This is a genomic window from Pedobacter sp. AJM (genome assembly GCF_002197755.1).
Lineage (GTDB): Bacteria > Bacteroidota > Bacteroidia > Sphingobacteriales > Sphingobacteriaceae > Pedobacter.
In genome coordinates this window covers 1,025,908-1,042,129 of record NZ_NHOT01000003.1, presented here as the reverse complement: position 1 = coordinate 1,042,129, position 16,222 = coordinate 1,025,908, and the positions used below count along the sequence as shown (strand labels likewise).

Genomic DNA, 16,222 nt, shown 5'->3' with positions numbered 1-16,222 from the left:
GGTGTTTTTTAGATAAACTAATATAGCCAGAAGTATCAAAAGATATCGTCAAGCATAGTTGTGTCCGTATCCCCATCAATGGAAAGAAGCGTGTTTAAATGATCTATTTCTGTTTGCCTGATTTTGGAATCATCTGTTAAGTATCCTTCCAATTCTATTTGTTCTGATTCATACTGGATATTATCATCGATTAGAAATGAGTCTTCAAATGACTTTGCGTCATAAATCTGGTTTTGAAATTCTTGACTGAGTTCGATATCCCAATCAAAATGAAATGTCCGCTTTCCGATCTGCCCAATTACTGGTAACTCGATGATTTTGTTTATGACTAATACGTTCCCATTAATTAAGAGTCCAATTATCTTCAATTTCTCTTCCTCGTTACAAGTAACGCTGTCTAGAAATTTTCCAAGATTGTATTTTACTTCGGTTCGGGAATTAGAATTGCTTTGAAATCCTCGTCCGAAGCCACTCGCAACTATGAATGTTTTGTCATCATATTGTTCTTCAGTAATGGATTTAAAATTGTATTTACCAGCTCTAAAATTTAATGGTCTCATGAGTTATTTTGTTTAATTTGTACTTTATTGTACTTCACAAAACTCACAATTAACAGACTCAAGATTTGAGTACAGCAATTACACATCTTAGATTAAATTTATATCTCTGAAGTCCAGATGCTTGTAATTGTTGGTTTACTAACTTCCCATCCTTTATTTATTCCATTTCTAAGTACTGCTTTAATATAGTTGAGTTTATCAAAATCCATATGATCTTCATTTGGAATGATGACACGGTACATTATACATACATCATAAATTATCCTAGCCTCATCATTCGTGAGGAAAACACCAGATGGATTAAGCTCTGTTTGTTCATTCAGGTATTTTCTTAGGGTTTCACAAATCGTAAATACTAAACCACTATTGAAAGCCTTATCAGTTGTGTTTATAAGTTTGCTATCTAGGGAATTAAGTTTTTCTAAATCTGGTTCACTTATTGCCTTAAGTTCATCTAGTAATTCAAAGGGTATATTATTTTTATCTTCCTTTAGTTTCTTTAGTAATAAATTGGCAGATGCTTGCAAGGCGGCAGATAGTATATCTGGGTCGATGAGCTTGACATAATTCTCTTCATCCTTTTTTTTCTTAGGATGCGAAACTTCAAGAATAAGCCCCTGTGGTCTATCTCTGAGCTTCACAACGCTAATAAGCTGCTCAACTCTTGCCTTAGTGTATTTGTGTAGTGTAGAGTCTTCCTCAATAAAGGTTCCCTCTAGCCTTTGCCAATTTTGAATAATGTACGCAATATTAGATAAGTGATAAAAAATCCTGTGATTATTAAGCCTCATTGCGAAATCGATAAACTCCTGTTTAGCTGATTCAATATTGGCTGCTTTTATATCAATTTCATGAGTATAATCCACCTCGAAAGGCTGATTGCGCTTTAAACAATTCTCGTACGTCATTTTTGCGGAAAAATGATAATTACTAAGAACCTTATAACTTATTAAACCTGTAAACTCCTTGGTGTAAATATCCATACTGTAAATGATATGATGTTATAAAGGTATTGCTTCAGTGTTAATTTAGAAATTAATTTATCAGAATACGTCAAAATCATATGATTAAAGTATTCTCAACCGCAATTTTGCCTCATAAATTTGAGGCATCAGATGAGGCAAAATGGTAATAAACTTCTGATATAATTTGGTATATTTGCAGCAATTAATAAAATATAAACAAAGCCTCAATGGCTGAGATTTAACTATAATTAATTGATAGTCAAATGATTATTTCTATTTTTAGAAATAATCAGCAATTTGGTCCCGTAGTTCAACGGATAGAATAGAAGTTTCCTAAACTTTAGATATGAGTTCGATTCTCGTCGGGACCACTTCCTTAGATTCAAACCAGAACATTGTTGCGCAAATCGTTGATTTTCAAGACTTTGTTTTGGTTTTTATAACACATTAAGACCCGTTTTCGACCATTTTGAATGGTTAATTTTAGTGAGTCGAAAATTGACTATTTTTTGTAAAACACTGTAGGTCAGTGGATTGATTGAAACATCAAACCGGAATTATTCCGAAATGTTCGGGTGTTGCATTATTTTGTAAGATATTGATTTACAGCTAGTTCGGCTGACGAACATCTTGATGACTCACTGGCTCAAATGTACATTTGTTTAATTTTAAATGTATCATTATGAGTTACAATTTTCATCTTTTATTCTATCTGAAAAGACCAAAAAATTTTATCAAGGGCGAGATGATGCCCATCTATTTACGGATTACCGTGAAGGGAAAACATTCGGAATACTCTGTTGGCAGAGAAATTATTCCCAGCTTCTGGTCGGAGCTTAAAGGAAAAGGCACTGGTCTGCGCGAGGAGATCCGGGAACTTAATGATTATCTGGACACGCTGGCCTCAAAAGTTCGACGGTTTCATACCACTCTTGTTGAAAAGGAAGATGAGGTCACAGCGGTAGTCTTGAGGGATCATCTTACCGGAAAGAATACGTCTAACCATAGCCTGCTGAGAGTTTATCAGAAGCACAATGACAATATGGAAAAACTGATTGGTAAAGGATACAGTTATAGCACGTTTCAAACCTATCAAAGTTCCATCAGACATGTTAAACAATTTCTTCAGCTCAAATATGAGGTTCAGGACATCAACATCAAAAAGGTGGATTTTAAATTTATCACCGATTATGAGCTGTTTCTTAGAATAGATCGAGGAAATAATGCAATGTCTGCGCGGAAATATATTGTTCACCTGAAAAAAATCATGCTGTATTGTCTGGGTGCCGGGTGGATTGTTGGTAATCCATTTTTAAATTATCGCAATACTGCTAAAGCTAAGGCAAGGACTTTTTTAAATATGGAAGAGTTGGATCGGATCAAAAACAGGGAATTTCCACTTGAGCGATTAAACATCGTTCGTGACATTTTTATTTTCAGTTGCTACACAGGCCTTTCCTATATAGATGTGAAGCAGCTTCGCCCGGATCAGATTACGAGAGGCGATGACGGTAATTTATGGATATTCATCAAAAGGCAGAAAACGGAAACACCCTGTCACATCCCTCTGTTGGATGAGGCGAAAGTAATTCTTGACAGGTATAAAAATCACCGGATATGCAGATGGAGAAAAGTGGCATTGCCAGTGCTCACTAATCAACGCATGAATGGTTACCTGAAAGAAATCGCCGATCTTTGTACCATCACTAAGGTGCTTACGTATCATCTTGCCAGGCACACTTTTGCAACCACTATTACACTTTCAAATGGTGTTCCGATTGAGACTGTATCCCAGATGCTTGGGCACAATAGCCTGAAAACAACTCAACATTATGCGAAGGTGATCGATACGAAAGTTAGTACTGAGATGTCTGCATTACAGGAGAAACTTCTGGAACGAAATAAGGAAGAAGAGGGGGATAATGGTGATATGAAAGTTATGAAGCTTTTTAGATAAGTTGATATTCGAGAAACTGAAAAAATTTTGTTTAGCTATAGCATAGTCATGCTTCGTTCCACAGCATTTTCTTTAGGTACAATGAGGTCTAATGTTGAATTGGTAATTAAAAAGTAAGTGGTTTCGCTAATCTAGTTTGAGAAATTATGATCCAATATCTTATTTTTGTTTTTGCAGTTTTGTGGATTCGATTAAATCAGAACAAAATTTTGATCAAGTAAGGTTTTGGTTGGGAGAAATTTTTAAGACTATTCCAAATAACAATTTTGGGGATCAAAAGGTTTATTTCAGTTTTTTTACAAAATTTTAGACACATTTGATCAAAACCTTAAAATAAACCAATTTAATTAATAAGCTGAAGTCAAGTATCATAGCATGAGCATAGAGAAAGTAAGGACCCTATTGGGAAAACGAGAAAATATTAGGCTTGAGTTTAAAAAATCTCTGACCACAATCCCGTCGAACTTATTTGAGTCTGTAGCGGCAATGCTGAATCGTGAAGGGGGGGATATTCTGCTCGGCGTAGATGATGACGGCACCGTGATCGGTATTGATCCATCTAAAGTGGATGCGATGAAAACAGATTTGGTCAATATGAGTAACAATCCGCAGAAACTGGATCCGCCTTATATTCTTTTCCCAGTTATTCATAAGCTTGATGATAAATATATAATACATGTTCAGGTGCCGGAGAGTTCCCAAGTCCATAGCAGTAACAAAGTAATATACGATCGCAGCGATGATGGGGATTTTAGGATATTTCAGGCTAATCGTATCGCGGAAATGCATAATCGAAAAAGAACTCATTATACAGAAAGTAAGATTTATCCTTTTCTGAAATTTGAACATTTTGATAAAGCTATTTTTATAAAAGTGCGAAACCTAATCCGCAGTAACAATGCAAGTCATCCTTGGCTTTCCCTAGATGATAGACAGCTTTTGGAAAAGGCTGGGTTCTGGAGAAGGGATTTCCAGACTGGAGAGGAAGGATATACGCTGGCTGCTGCCCTCCTTTTTAGTACTGATCTTACGATCTTAAATATATTACCTCACTATAAAACAGATGCTTTGCTCAGGGTTAAAGAAGTTGATCGTTTTGACGATAGACTTTATATACAGGATAACCTTATCACCGCATACGAGAAATTGATGTCTTTTGTTGAGCAACACCTCCCCGACAAGTTTTTTATGGAGGGCGATCAACGAGTTAGTCTCAGAACGAAAATTTTTAGGGAGATAATTGCAAATATGCTTGCCCATAGGGAGTATATGAGTGCTTATCCTGCCTCACTTACCATATTTAAGGATTATGTTGAAACTGTTAATGCCAGTAACCCTCACGGCTCTGGACCGATTTCTCCGGATAGATTTGCCCCTTTTTCAAAAAATCCTACAATCTCAAAATTTTTTATGCAACTTGGTCTGGTCGATGAACTAGGCTCTGGCATATTGAATGTGAATAAGTATTTAAAATATTATTCATCTGGAAAACCTGAGTTTATAGAGGGGACTGTATTTAGAGTTCTTATTCCGTTAGGAGACCAAAAAGGTGAAGGTACAAATGCAACAGTAAATGCAACAGTAAATGCAACAGTAAATGCAACAGTAAATGATCTGATTGTTCATGCTTTTGGGAAAGAAATAAATACAAAAGTGAGAGAAAGGCTAGGCAGGATAGTAAGTTTTATTCAGAATGAGCCTGGAAGTAGAGCGAATGCTATTACAGAAGGAGTTGAGTTGAGTAAAAGTATTGTAAGAAGAGAGCTAACCAATTTAATTAATAATGATGTTATAGAGTTTGTAGGAGCACCGAAAACGGGAGGTTACAGGCTAAAAAATAACTCTAGCAAGAAATAAAAAATCATCTGAATGATATAAAGCGAAAGAGGTATGGCTGTATATTTCAACTAAACGGGTTCTTCCCCCAATTTTGCCGAAATACCCATTATCGTATCAAGAACGAGAAAATTGCTTTTTTGAGTCACCGGCCTGACATTAACTTAAGCCGGATGATGGTGTTATGAAAGTTATGAAGCTTTTTAGATAGATTGTTAGCTATGTAGCTGTTATAGGGGTTGAAGATTGAAGCAATGTTAATTTAGATTCCTTATTAACCTTAGTTGGGTAAAATCGTTAAAATATAGTTTATGGTGTAAACTTGCTAGGGAACATTTTATCCGTCAATGATGGGCCGTGACTTATCGGTTACATCATTTCATTTTTCTTTATTGCGCCAAAAAAGGGAGTATAAAGTGTCACAAATATTTCATGAATTTGTGACAAAATAATTCATTTTAATATAAGGTATTCAGCATACAATCAGATAGTTAATGAGATAATAAAAAATAAATCGTTCTTGACATTTTTATTTTCAGTTGCTATACAGGCTTTTTCCTATATTGATGTGAAGCAGCTTCGGTTGGATCAGATTACAAATGGCGATTACGGTAATTTATGGATATTCGTCAAACGACAGAAAACGGAAACACCCTGTCACATCCCCTTGTTGGATGAGGCGAAAGTAATTCTTGCCAGGTATAAGAATCACAGGATATGCAGATGGAGAAAAGTCGCGTTGCCAGTGCTCACTAATCAACGCACGAATGGTTACCTGAAAGAAATCGCCGATCTTTGTAACATCACTAAGGTACTTACTTATCATCTCGCCAGGCATACCTTTGCAACCACTATTACGCTTTCAAATGGTGTGCCGATTGAGACCGTTTCCCAAATGCTTGGCCACAATAGCTTAAAAACCACCCAGCATTATGCGAAGGTGATCGATACGAAAGTTAGTACTGAGATGTCTGCATTACAGGAGAAACTGTTAGACCGAGATAAGAAAGAAGAAGATACTGGTGATATGAAAGTTATGAAGCTCTTTAGATAGATTACTGGCAATGTAAACGGAAATCGATTGTAATTTGTCTTGTCAATCAGATTAAGAAAATTTTAAAATATTGGTATCACAACTGACCGACATCAATGTCGGTCAGTTCGATCAAGATTGAGATTTCGCTTGTTGAAGGGCAAGTGATTAGATTCTGATCCGATAGCAACACAAAAGTTTTTTGATTTTTGTATCGTATAGTTTTCAATATATGTGTATCCAATACTGATGAAACTCTTTTATATCAGTTTTATTGATTTTGTATTTGTTTTACTAAATTATATTGGTGTTTTATTTAATTTACTGAAATAATATACGTTTTACTGAAAAAGGGTAAAGAACAAAGTAGGTAACAAAACCTAATTGACATGCCTGAAGAAGATTAAACGAAGTTATCATCTTCTTACATCTAAATATGGATGTTTTCCCAAAACGCAGCAAGAAAAATTTTGAGAAATTCACTGAGCAAGAGTTTGCGGAAATGGAGAAAATCTATAACGACACCTTTGATAACAACTAAACTAGGAATGCTTTGAATTAGGCAGCATATAGTAAGTATTTCACGATCTTATCTCCAGCGTTCAATTTAAAAGATTTTCAATTCGCGAATCGCGAATATTCTTCTTGCCCGAATATGAACCTCTTTATATGAAGATGAAAGAAAGGTGGTAATATTTCTAGCGGAACAGTCTGCGGTTCCTCGCGTATAGTTTCTATGTGTTCTTATCTGATTGGAATTCGGAAATGTTTATCTTTTTTCGCTTCCTGCCGTTCCTGAGTAAGCTCTTCAATGTTATTTTTCAATGTTCACGTAAATAACTTAAAAAATGGACAGAGAAGAGCTTATTCTAAGAGCATTGTGAAGAACCAAATCACAATGGATGATTTATTATTACTTTAGCAAGATATTTAATGAACTACTTGGTTTTTAATTTACTAGTGTCTTTTAACGCGACTAAGAGTTTTATATCCTGAAGTTTTCTCCCAAATTCATCATCCTCAGCCAGCTTAAGGAAATCATCTTGTAGGTTCATCGTGCGGAGCACATTAAAATAAGCACCTATCGAAACATTAGGACTTCCTTTTCAATACTGGTTATGGTGTTACGGTTTAGGTTTGCCCTTTCTGCCATCTGCAAAATGGTAAGACTCCTGCGCTTTCGAGCAAGCTTAATGTTTTCTCCAAGGATCTCCATGATTTTTTTATGTTTTGGAAATAATATCGGTTTTCTAGATCTCATGCTTAATATTTTATGCGTTTATAACAAATATGCATAAAATATTAAGCAAAATAAGTCCAATGACCCCAGTCATTTATGGCTATATTATAATGTCTTCCATTGCTTAGAAAGAGGAGTCCTCGCTGATATGCTCCGCATGCACAATCAGTTTATTTATAGCTTGTCACCAAACTCTTAAGCAATGAGAATAATATTTAAGCGAAAAAATACTTTTGGAGAGATGATGTCAATTTAATCTAGTTCTAATAGTTAGATCTCGAATGAAACGAGCTGACCCTAGATTCCGAAATGAGTTGGTCTCCTAGCGAAATCTCCACTTGAACAAGTTGCTCATTTCTTTAAATATTTTGATAAGTTTGAACAAACGTATTCTCATAAAACCATGATTACAACTCTCAAAGAACAAGCCCGATGGAAAGTTATCAGAACAAAGCTTAACAAGAATTATCATTTTTCTACTTTCTGGGAGGATGCGATCCAGCTATTTCATGAGCGGATTGATGCAAAATACTTTGCCCCTATAAAGGCGATAATCGGTAAAAGGACATTGAAGGGTGAAGGTTTCGCCATCGTTACCGTACAATGCGCAATGATTGAAATGTTCGCGGCTTTTCGGTCGGGATTGATTTTTAATCATGATCGGGCAAACAAAGCCTCAAAATATGAATACCATAAAAGCCAGGTTTTGTTTACTGACTTTTTGAAAACCGCACCATTATTTGAAAATCATTTTTTCTCGAGGAACGCCAATGGGGTATGTTTAACTGATTATCCATTTAACGCTGCTAACTTTTACAGCGATGTACGCTGTGGACTCATGCATGAGGCGCGTACGAAAGGTAACTGGCATATCTCAGCGGCACCCAGGGGAACATCGGTCAAAACGGCAAAGCAGTTTATCATTTTCAGGGAGGGTAAGATAAAGCTTCTTCGAATGGTACTTCATTACCGTTTGCTAAATTATCTGACTGCTTACCAGGCGGAACTGAGGACACAGAACCGGAATGGTGAAATTTTGCGGAAGAAGTTTGCCCGTAAGATGGACCATCTTTTTGATTTTGCACCTGATCAGCTGTATGACTGGTGGAATTAAAAAAAAATATGGAAGAAAACAAAGGAGAACTTGCAGAGCAATATGTGGCGGAGTTAATTTACGCTTCTTATCTTAAGTACTGGTGCTACCCCAATCCAATGGATATTGAAGGAGATTATAAGGAAATCTGTGACCTGTTAATCTGTTTCAGGGAGGTGGCGATTATCATTTCTGTAAAAAATTACAGTTTCAACGGAAATTATGAGCGCTATAAAAAGAAGGTGGTTTCTAAATCAACTGATCAGCTCAATGGCGCCGAAAGAAAACTGTTTTTTTCTGACCGGGAAATTGTGATCCAGCATCCGGAGAGGGCGCCAGAGGTCTTTGATCGTAGGCGATACAGTAAGGCATTTAAAATAACGGTAAACGCCGGAGAACAGTTTGAAAATTACGCCCTTAGTGATGAAAAGTCTGGTAAAGGAATAGTTTCAATTGTCAATAAAGAAACTTTTGAGGTTATGGTAGCAGAACTGGATACCATGCCGGACTTGATTGAGTACCTGCTTGCTCGCGAGGAATTTCTTCTGGCGCATCCCAAAGCGATATTTAATTTTACCGAGAAAGATCTGATTGCTATTTTTTTAATGCACGCCAGAATTTTTCCGGACAAGTTGATAACCAGCATCAATGATACTGATGAATCGGCGATCAAGGGTCTATGGGAAAGGTACCATCATGGCAGACAGGCCCAGTCAAAGCGGGCAGCGAACCAGATCAGTTATTTGATTGATGGGCTGGTGGAGCATGAAGTTTTAAGAGTCCGCAATGGAGAGTCGATCGCTAGGGAATTGATGCAGCTTTCCAGAACTGAACGCCGGATGTTCAGCGAAACTCTAGTTGGATTGGTCCATCGGTATCAGTATATCCCAGATGCAGTAGCCAGGAGTTACTCAGAATTTAATGGCATAGGCTATCTGATGATGTATTATCCTTTGGGGCAGCGTAGTGAAAGTGTGGATTTCATTTTACAGAAAGCAATGGAAATATATGTCCATAAGTATGCGCCGGCAAGTGGGAAAGTCTTGCTTTTAGCAGTTAGCGCAGGGCTAACGGGTTGGAAATTTGGTCTTTTTGAAGCCGCTATTGGAGTAGATCCAATTGCCTTGGCGCAGCTGGAAACGCTGGCCCGCGCATATGGATGGTTTACTGATATGACAAGAACTGAATACACTGAAAAAGAGTATCCGTTGGAAGAATAGCCGGATGCTAGAGATTTAGTAACTGTTTTAAATATGCCTATTGGTTGTATTAAATGCGGTAAATTTGAGTTTCACAGGCTAGCATTGCTTAAATACTGGAATACTTCAGTCCAAATTCCGAAAAAATATCTTTGGTAAGTTTGGAAAAGGGGCGTCTGGACATTTCGTCTTTCGATGAATAGTTGTGCGTCAGTAAACGCAGCACATCTTCTCTGGAAGAGAATAGGCTACCCTGGAAGTCGTTGTAGAGCGTATTAATATAGGTATCGGTATAGACTGCCGCACCGGTGATCATTTCTTCAATCAGGTCCTTGTGCTCATTGTAGATCTTTTGAAGTTTGAACACCCGTGCATTGTTAGCGGCCTTTTTGATCATGGAAAAAGGAACGCCGGGCCTGAATTTAATTTTAACATCGAAACTATCTGTTTCCCCAGCAAAAAAAGCTGTACCGAAGGTGCTTCCAATCTCAGTTGATTTTATTTCTTTTTTGTTTTTGAATACGGCGCTGAATTTGAAAATTTCATGTAAGGAATGCTCATAAGGGTGGATAAAATCCTTAAAGTTCATCGGACTGGCATGTTTGAGGTTGGCATTGCAGAGATGGCAGGAAGGGATCAGGTTGTAAAACGATAGTGCCAAATAAGGGTATTTACTTTTGGGCACGTAGTGATCGAGTTCCGGGCGGATAAGCCCTTGACCGCGGTAGTAGACCGTCAGGGTGTAGTTGCGGTTGCAATATGGGCAGACGTCCATGCCCATGGGCTGACAAAAGTGGTAGGCGCTGTAGCGGGCACTTTTACCAGAAAAGTGCTTGTAGTCGAAAACCGTTTTAATCATTTTCGCAAAATCACTGGGTACCTCTTCCCCATTGATGATGGTGATCAAGGATGGATAGGTGCCGATAAGTACTCTCGCTTCGAAAAGATCAAGAACGTTCTGGAGCTCGGCTGGCGTTCCGGTGAGAATGGTTTTTAGCCATTTATAATCTTCAGCGAGCAGGTCAGCAAAAAATGTATGGTTGTTTCCGCCTTTATCAACAGCAGCATCATCAACCAGGCTAAGGATGGAACCGGCATAACGTGTGACGCTTTTTTTAAGCTGCCTTTCCATACGCAGGTTTTGGTAATGCTGATCGGCTAATGTGGTAAACCCGTCTTTTTTGCCTTTGGTGAAATGAAACATTTTTTATCCTTTGTTTTGTTGGGCCTTCAATTGATCGATTTCTGATTCTAATTTACGCAGACGCTCATCTACGTCCATCATGTTCATCTGTAGCTTCTCGGTAAACATCTGAACGAGTTTGGTACGGATCAAAGGTTCGCCAATCAGAGAGATGTTTTTTTCGATCATCGTCCTGTTTTTCATGACCTCTTCCCTACTGCCTTGAAGCATTTCGATGATGGAATTGATTTTTTGTTTGGCGAATTCGCCCATGAGTCCATGGCTGAGGAAAAAACCATCTGAAAGCAGGGTATGGATGTTGGCACCAAAGGTCTGTTTTTTATCTTCTAGGCTATTTTTGGCGAGGGTTTTTCCGTTTAATTTCTGCAGGAATATGATGTTGCCATTGGGCAGGTCAGAAACAGGTATAGGCGAATTGCTGGTGAATATCACCTGGATGGACCTGGTTTCACCGTTTTGGGATGTGTAGCATTTGGTCAGGAATTCGCAGAGCAAGAAGACGAAACGGCGCTGCCATTCGGGGTGGAGGTAGAGATCGCCTTCATCGATGAGAATAACGACGTTTTGGGCAAGCCGTCTGTCGTTAAATCTATTTTGGCGATCAGAGAGAGAAAAAAGCCTCGCATAGATGTTTAAAAAGGCTTTTTCACCAGAGCTGATGCTTCTCCAGTCAAAGCTCAGATAAGGCCTGTGCTTAAAGGTTTTCTTATAATAGGAATAAAACTTTTCAAACTGATCGTTATTAATCTCCAATTCGAACGAGCGCCCTTCTTTTAACATCTGAACCTCCTCGCCTGTTGCATGCATTTCGATGTAGCGGTGCATATCCTGAAGGGCAACCGCCATTTCATACAAAGTTCGGATGTCCTCTTGCTTGTTTGAAAGTTGCTCGAGTTGTGTGATCAAAAATGAATTAATAGATTTGAGATCGTATGCGGAAAAGTCTGTCTGTTGTAATTCAAACCGTATATTGGCTAAAGGATCTCTAACATGCAAGTCCATTTCCTGGAGAAAATTAAGCAGGGACTGCACGTAAAAAAAATCGATCATCCATACTCTAAAACCGTCTTCACTAATTTTGATTTCTTCCAGGCAATTTACTATTCTTTCAGCAATAGGTTTTAATCCGTTGTGTTCAAGTGCGCCTTTTTCCTTGCTATGGTTTAGATAATTGCGATAGGTATATTGCCGCTTGGAACTTACGGTCAGTTTATCTGGAAGCTTGAAAGGTATAATTTCTTTCAGTTTAAAAAAGTTAATAAAATCGATCTGCCGCTCGGTCTCATTGAACCTAAAAGTTTCCAGTTCACTTCCCTCCTCTCTGTGCTGTATCCGCATACTCGTTTCATAGTAACGCTCTGAGCTAAGCAGATAGTCAGTAGAGATATCCCGCAGACCTGAGCCGATGTTGTTGGATCTTCCATCAAAAACATTGGAAAATGAGATGAAACTGGTCTCAGTCAGAAAAGGCTGGTTTTCCTCATCCTGATAGCCTCGGGAAGCATACCCGTTTTGTTCCTCTAAGGATAATGTGGAGAGTTCCACTCCAAAGTTCTGGTAATTTCCGCCTGTTAAGGAAATGTCGCTGCAGCGAAAGAGGATGACCTGACCGTCTACGTGTCTGGTTGCCAGAAGAATTGGAGTGCGGAGTCCGCTAATTCCGCCACTGAGTTCTTCTTTGATAAAATTGAGCACGGATGTTTTTCCGGTTCCGTTCTGACCGATGATTGCGCTAACGTTATTAATGAGGGCATCTGCTGGGGCTGGAACAGAAGTCTGGAAAAAGCCCTCTACATGTTGTGGGTTTTCGCTAACCGTGAGTGTTGACTGCTGCTGGTCGTAGAAAAAACGAAGTGGTCCGCCAAAGTTGAGGTTCTGGCTAGATAAGGTATGGTGGTCCTGGATGTAAAGGTATAAGAGTTGCATAATTTTAGATGTTAAGGGCAAATATAACAGATAATGATACTTAACAAAAGGTGAATAACAGCCTGGGGTGTAAATTTTCGAGCTAAGTTGTTTCCCGGATTTAAAATCTTATTGATATTTCACAAGAACCGAAAGCGATATCGTGCTGATGGGAGTTTAGATTTTTAAGTTTCCCGAAAATAATGCAAATTCGAGCTTATATTTTTCACTAAATCTAACGCTCACCATGGAAGAAAATAACACTGCCCAGCAGGCTGCCGCTGATCAGCCGACCAGAACACTGGAATCAGATATCCAACTTTTTACTGCAAAACTGCCTTACTGGGCGCAGTTTATTTCCCAAAAAATACTCTCCGGCGAAAGCATTGATGATGAGATCTACGACCAGGCCTATCACCTGCTTTTGGAAGATGCGGGACTGAAGGAGAAATCTGCCGGCCGTGAAGATATCAATATCAGCTGTAGTACCAACGGAGGAGGCTTTAGAGAGAATTTATTACTGAGTAAAGTATCGGAGGTGGAAGGAATCAATGCACTTGTTGCTGGTCAGGCCATAGAATTCGGCAAGAACCTGACTATTATTTATGGTGCTAATGGTTCTGGTAAATCGGGATATATCCGGTTGCTCAATAATGTTTTTATTACCAAAGGTGAGAAGAAAATTCTTTCCAACATCCATATTGATAACCCGCTCGATAAAAAAGCAGTTTTTAGTTTTCAGGGAGACAGCAATTTTGAGCTGGAATATCCAAAGGACTGTGATAACCCGGCCTTTAAACAGTTTTCGGTATTTGATGAAAAAGCGGTTCATGCCCACCTGAACAACAAGAACCAGTTTGAGTTCCGCCCCGCAGGGCTGATGTATTTTGCTGAACTGTCAGAGGCATATAAGGCAATAGAAGAGCGGTTGAACGCAGCTATTCAGGACCATTCGGCAATTCATAATCTGGAAGGCTTATTTGATGGTGAATCCGAAGTTAAAAACGTCATTAATCAAATCTCTTCAAAAACCAAAGTTGAGCATTTTGACCGTTACAGGCCATTTACAGATGAGGATAAGGCATCCCGAAAGACGCTCGAAGAGCAGAAGGCTGCATTGGTAGCGCTTAAAAAAGATAAGGAAATCGAAGATTTGCGGCAACAGAAAAAATTTCTGGCCGACCTAAAGGCAGGTATCGTTAAAGCCAACCGTTTTTTCACGGTGGAACAACTCACCAAAGCACAGCAGGTCATTGTAAATGCGGTTGATAAGGCTAAGCTGGCAACACAAAATAGTGTTGAACAGTTTCAGAGCGAAAAAATTTCAGCTATAGGGGGCAAGGAATGGCGTGACTTTATTCTGGCTACTGACCAATTTGCCAAACTGCAGCATCCCCAGGTAGCGCCCTACCCTACGCCTGATGACGCCTGTTTACTCTGTAACCAGCCACTCAGCGAGGAGGCAAGAAAACTGGTATCCGCTTATTGGACTTTTATCAAGAGCAAAGCTGAGCAGGACACTGCTGATGCGCAGAAAGACTTGGAAAATGCACTCAAAGCGGTAAAAGATTTAAACCTGGATCTTCTTGCCGATACTACTGTTCTGTACAAATGGCTTTCCGACAAAAAGCCGGATGCGCTTGCGGCAATTCTAGCTGATCTATTGAAACTCGAAGATGCTAAAAAGGCTCTGGCTGCGCAGATTGAAAATAGGGGCACCAGTTTACTTACGGGATTTCAGGCTAACCTGGATCTCATCGAAGAGCTGGATTTAGATATTGATCAGCAGATAAAAGTCCTGGAAGAGTCGGACGCGACCAAGGAGATCAACGCGCTCTCCCAAAAGATTGTGCTAATCAATCACAAAGAGAAGCTAGAGGATCACTTTAGTAAAATAGAAAAAGCGATTGCAGATGCCCAGTGGGTGAGCATAGCAAGCAAGGGGAAAACCAGCATCAACAAAAGAGATGTAACAAACAAAGAAAAAGAACTCTCGGGAATATATTTTAACCAGGCCTATATCGATCATTTTAACGCTGAATGCAGTACGCTAGATGGCAATTTTGGAATCAGTATTACCCATTCCGGATCATCGGGCACATCATATAGACAGCTGAATTTAAAAGGCAAACAACCGGCAGAGGTACTCAGTGAAGGCGAACAGAAAGTCATTTCACTTGCCGACTTCCTTTCAGAGACAATCCTTTCAGGAATAAACAAAGGAGTGGTTTTTGATGATCCCGTGACTTCACTTGATGAGGGGCGCAAGGCACAGATCGCCGGCAGACTGGTAAATGAGTCTGATAAAAGGCAGGTCATTGTTTTCACCCACGATCTGGTATTTGTCTCGCAACTGATCGGCATTTGTAAGGACCATGGAAAAGAGCATATATGTCACTGGATTGAGCAGCGTGAGGGAAAACCGGGTTACATTTCGCTTAAAAATTCACCGTCTTATGAAAAAGAATACAAAACTGCAGAAAAGCCCCGGAATTTTTATCATCTGGCCAAGAAAGACGACTGCCCCGCAGCAATGCGAGAAATGTATATCCAGCAGGGTTTTACTGCCCTTCGGACCTGCTATGAAACCTTGGTGGTTTTTGGCTTCTTCAACGGGGTGGTACAACGTTTCATTGAGCGGGTAAGCGTGGACAGCATGGATAAGGTATTCATCGACCAGGACCTCAAGAAAGAAATGATGGAAAGCTTTGGACTGTGTTGCAGGTATATGGAGGGCCACAGCCACAGTGACCAATATGCCTACAAAAGACCCAATCTGGAAGACCTGGATGCTGAAATTAAACGTTATGATGAGATCCGTATCAAAATCAACAACTTCAAAAAAACTGTTGCTTAAATGTAGGACTGAAAGTTTTGCAGTTTATTGGCCAATTGACAACAGCAATGCTCCAGGATGCGGTGACCTATCGAATCGATTTCAAGCTTATCGAAAGAATTAATGCCCGGTACCAGGGGACCAATTACTCGCCAATGCCCACTACTAAAGGATAATACCGTTGAAATTGACCTTCCATCAATTGCTATAGAAATCTTAAACAGATCTGTGTCTGAAGCCGCGAGCGGAAAGACATGGATTTGTCTTTGGAGACCGTTGATAAACGATAAGATTTGAAATGGATGCATAGCGAGTGTAAATTTACTAATAATTTTAGTAAAAAATACATAAGGCATAGAGATATATCCTTTTCAGAAGGTGAGTTCTTTCAATT

At 39.1% G+C, this 16,222-nt stretch carries 10 protein-coding genes and 1 tRNA gene; 7 read left to right on the top strand and 4 right to left on the bottom strand.

The features are described from left to right. Positions 1-35 precede the first annotated feature (35 nt). On the bottom strand, positions 36-560 hold the full coding sequence (locus CBW18_RS10270; protein ID WP_088301186.1) for a hypothetical protein: 525 nt from the start codon (positions 558-560) through the stop codon (positions 36-38). A 98-nt stretch (positions 561-658) separates the two neighbouring features. Beyond that, positions 659-1,543, bottom strand: coding sequence for a hypothetical protein (locus tag CBW18_RS10265; protein WP_088301185.1), 885 nt, complete (start codon positions 1,541-1,543; stop codon positions 659-661). 281 nt (positions 1,544-1,824) lie between these two features. Between CBW18_RS10265 and CBW18_RS10260 the strand changes: the two genes are divergently transcribed. From CBW18_RS10260 to CBW18_RS10230, 6 genes are all read left to right on the top strand, one after another. Continuing rightward, a tRNA-Arg gene (locus CBW18_RS10260) sits at positions 1,825-1,896 on the top strand. Positions 1,897-2,207: 311 nt separating this feature from the next. Further along, complete coding sequence (locus tag CBW18_RS10255; RefSeq protein ID WP_088301184.1) at positions 2,208-3,482, top strand: site-specific integrase; 1,275 nt, start codon at positions 2,208-2,210, stop codon at positions 3,480-3,482. Positions 3,483-3,857: 375 nt separating this feature from the next. After that, entirely contained in the window at positions 3,858-5,339 is a 1,482-nt protein-coding gene (locus tag CBW18_RS10250) for an RNA-binding domain-containing protein (RefSeq protein ID WP_088301183.1), read from the top strand. 547 nt (positions 5,340-5,886) lie between these two features. After that, entirely contained in the window at positions 5,887-6,372 is a 486-nt protein-coding gene (locus CBW18_RS10245; RefSeq protein WP_216359217.1) for a site-specific integrase, read from the top strand. A 1,622-nt stretch (positions 6,373-7,994) separates the two neighbouring features. Continuing rightward, positions 7,995-8,705: a hypothetical protein gene (locus CBW18_RS10235; protein ID WP_088301182.1), complete on the top strand. Its 711-nt coding sequence runs from the start codon at positions 7,995-7,997 to the stop codon at positions 8,703-8,705. Positions 8,706-8,713: 8 nt separating this feature from the next. Then, positions 8,714-9,904: a hypothetical protein gene (locus tag CBW18_RS10230; RefSeq protein WP_140418660.1), complete on the top strand. Its 1,191-nt coding sequence runs from the start codon at positions 8,714-8,716 to the stop codon at positions 9,902-9,904. An 88-nt stretch (positions 9,905-9,992) separates the two neighbouring features. Here the strand turns inward: CBW18_RS10230 and CBW18_RS10225 are convergent, their stop codons facing one another. Together CBW18_RS10225 and CBW18_RS10220 are read right to left on the bottom strand one after the other, a co-directional pair. Then, a complete protein-coding gene (locus CBW18_RS10225; protein WP_088301180.1) occupies positions 9,993-11,087 on the bottom strand; it encodes an HNH endonuclease in 1,095 nt (364 codons plus the stop codon). A gap of 3 nt (positions 11,088-11,090) precedes the next feature. Next, the gene (locus CBW18_RS10220; protein ID WP_088301179.1) at positions 11,091-13,013 is read right to left on the bottom strand and encodes an AAA family ATPase; all 1,923 of its coding nucleotides are present in this window, start codon (positions 13,011-13,013) and stop codon (positions 11,091-11,093) included. Between the two features lie 226 nt (positions 13,014-13,239). Between CBW18_RS10220 and CBW18_RS10215 the strand changes: the two genes are divergently transcribed. Then, complete coding sequence (locus CBW18_RS10215) at positions 13,240-15,849, top strand: AAA family ATPase (RefSeq protein ID WP_088301178.1); 2,610 nt, start codon at positions 13,240-13,242, stop codon at positions 15,847-15,849. Positions 15,850-16,222: the final 373 nt, after the last annotated feature.

What these genes read in the sequence shown, in the direction of transcription:
- CBW18_RS10270 (WP_088301186.1), bottom strand. Translation starts at nt 560, where the DNA reads ATGAGACCATTAAATTTTAGAGCTGGTAAATACAATTTTAAATCCATT.
- CBW18_RS10265 (WP_088301185.1), bottom strand. Translation starts at nt 1,543, where the DNA reads ATGGATATTTACACCAAGGAGTTTACAGGTTTAATAAGTTATAAGGTT.
- CBW18_RS10235 (WP_088301182.1), top strand. Translation starts at nt 7,995, where the DNA reads ATGATTACAACTCTCAAAGAACAAGCCCGATGGAAAGTTATCAGAACA.
- CBW18_RS10220 (WP_088301179.1), bottom strand. Translation starts at nt 13,013, where the DNA reads ATGCAACTCTTATACCTTTACATCCAGGACCACCATACCTTATCTAGC.
- CBW18_RS10255 (WP_088301184.1), top strand. Translation starts at nt 2,208, where the DNA reads ATGAGTTACAATTTTCATCTTTTATTCTATCTGAAAAGACCAAAAAAT.
- CBW18_RS10215 (WP_088301178.1), top strand. Translation starts at nt 13,240, where the DNA reads ATGGAAGAAAATAACACTGCCCAGCAGGCTGCCGCTGATCAGCCGACC.
- CBW18_RS10225 (WP_088301180.1), bottom strand. Translation starts at nt 11,087, where the DNA reads ATGTTTCATTTCACCAAAGGCAAAAAAGACGGGTTTACCACATTAGCC.
- CBW18_RS10230 (WP_140418660.1), top strand. Translation starts at nt 8,714, where the DNA reads ATGGAAGAAAACAAAGGAGAACTTGCAGAGCAATATGTGGCGGAGTTA.
- CBW18_RS10250 (WP_088301183.1), top strand. Translation starts at nt 3,858, where the DNA reads ATGAGCATAGAGAAAGTAAGGACCCTATTGGGAAAACGAGAAAATATT.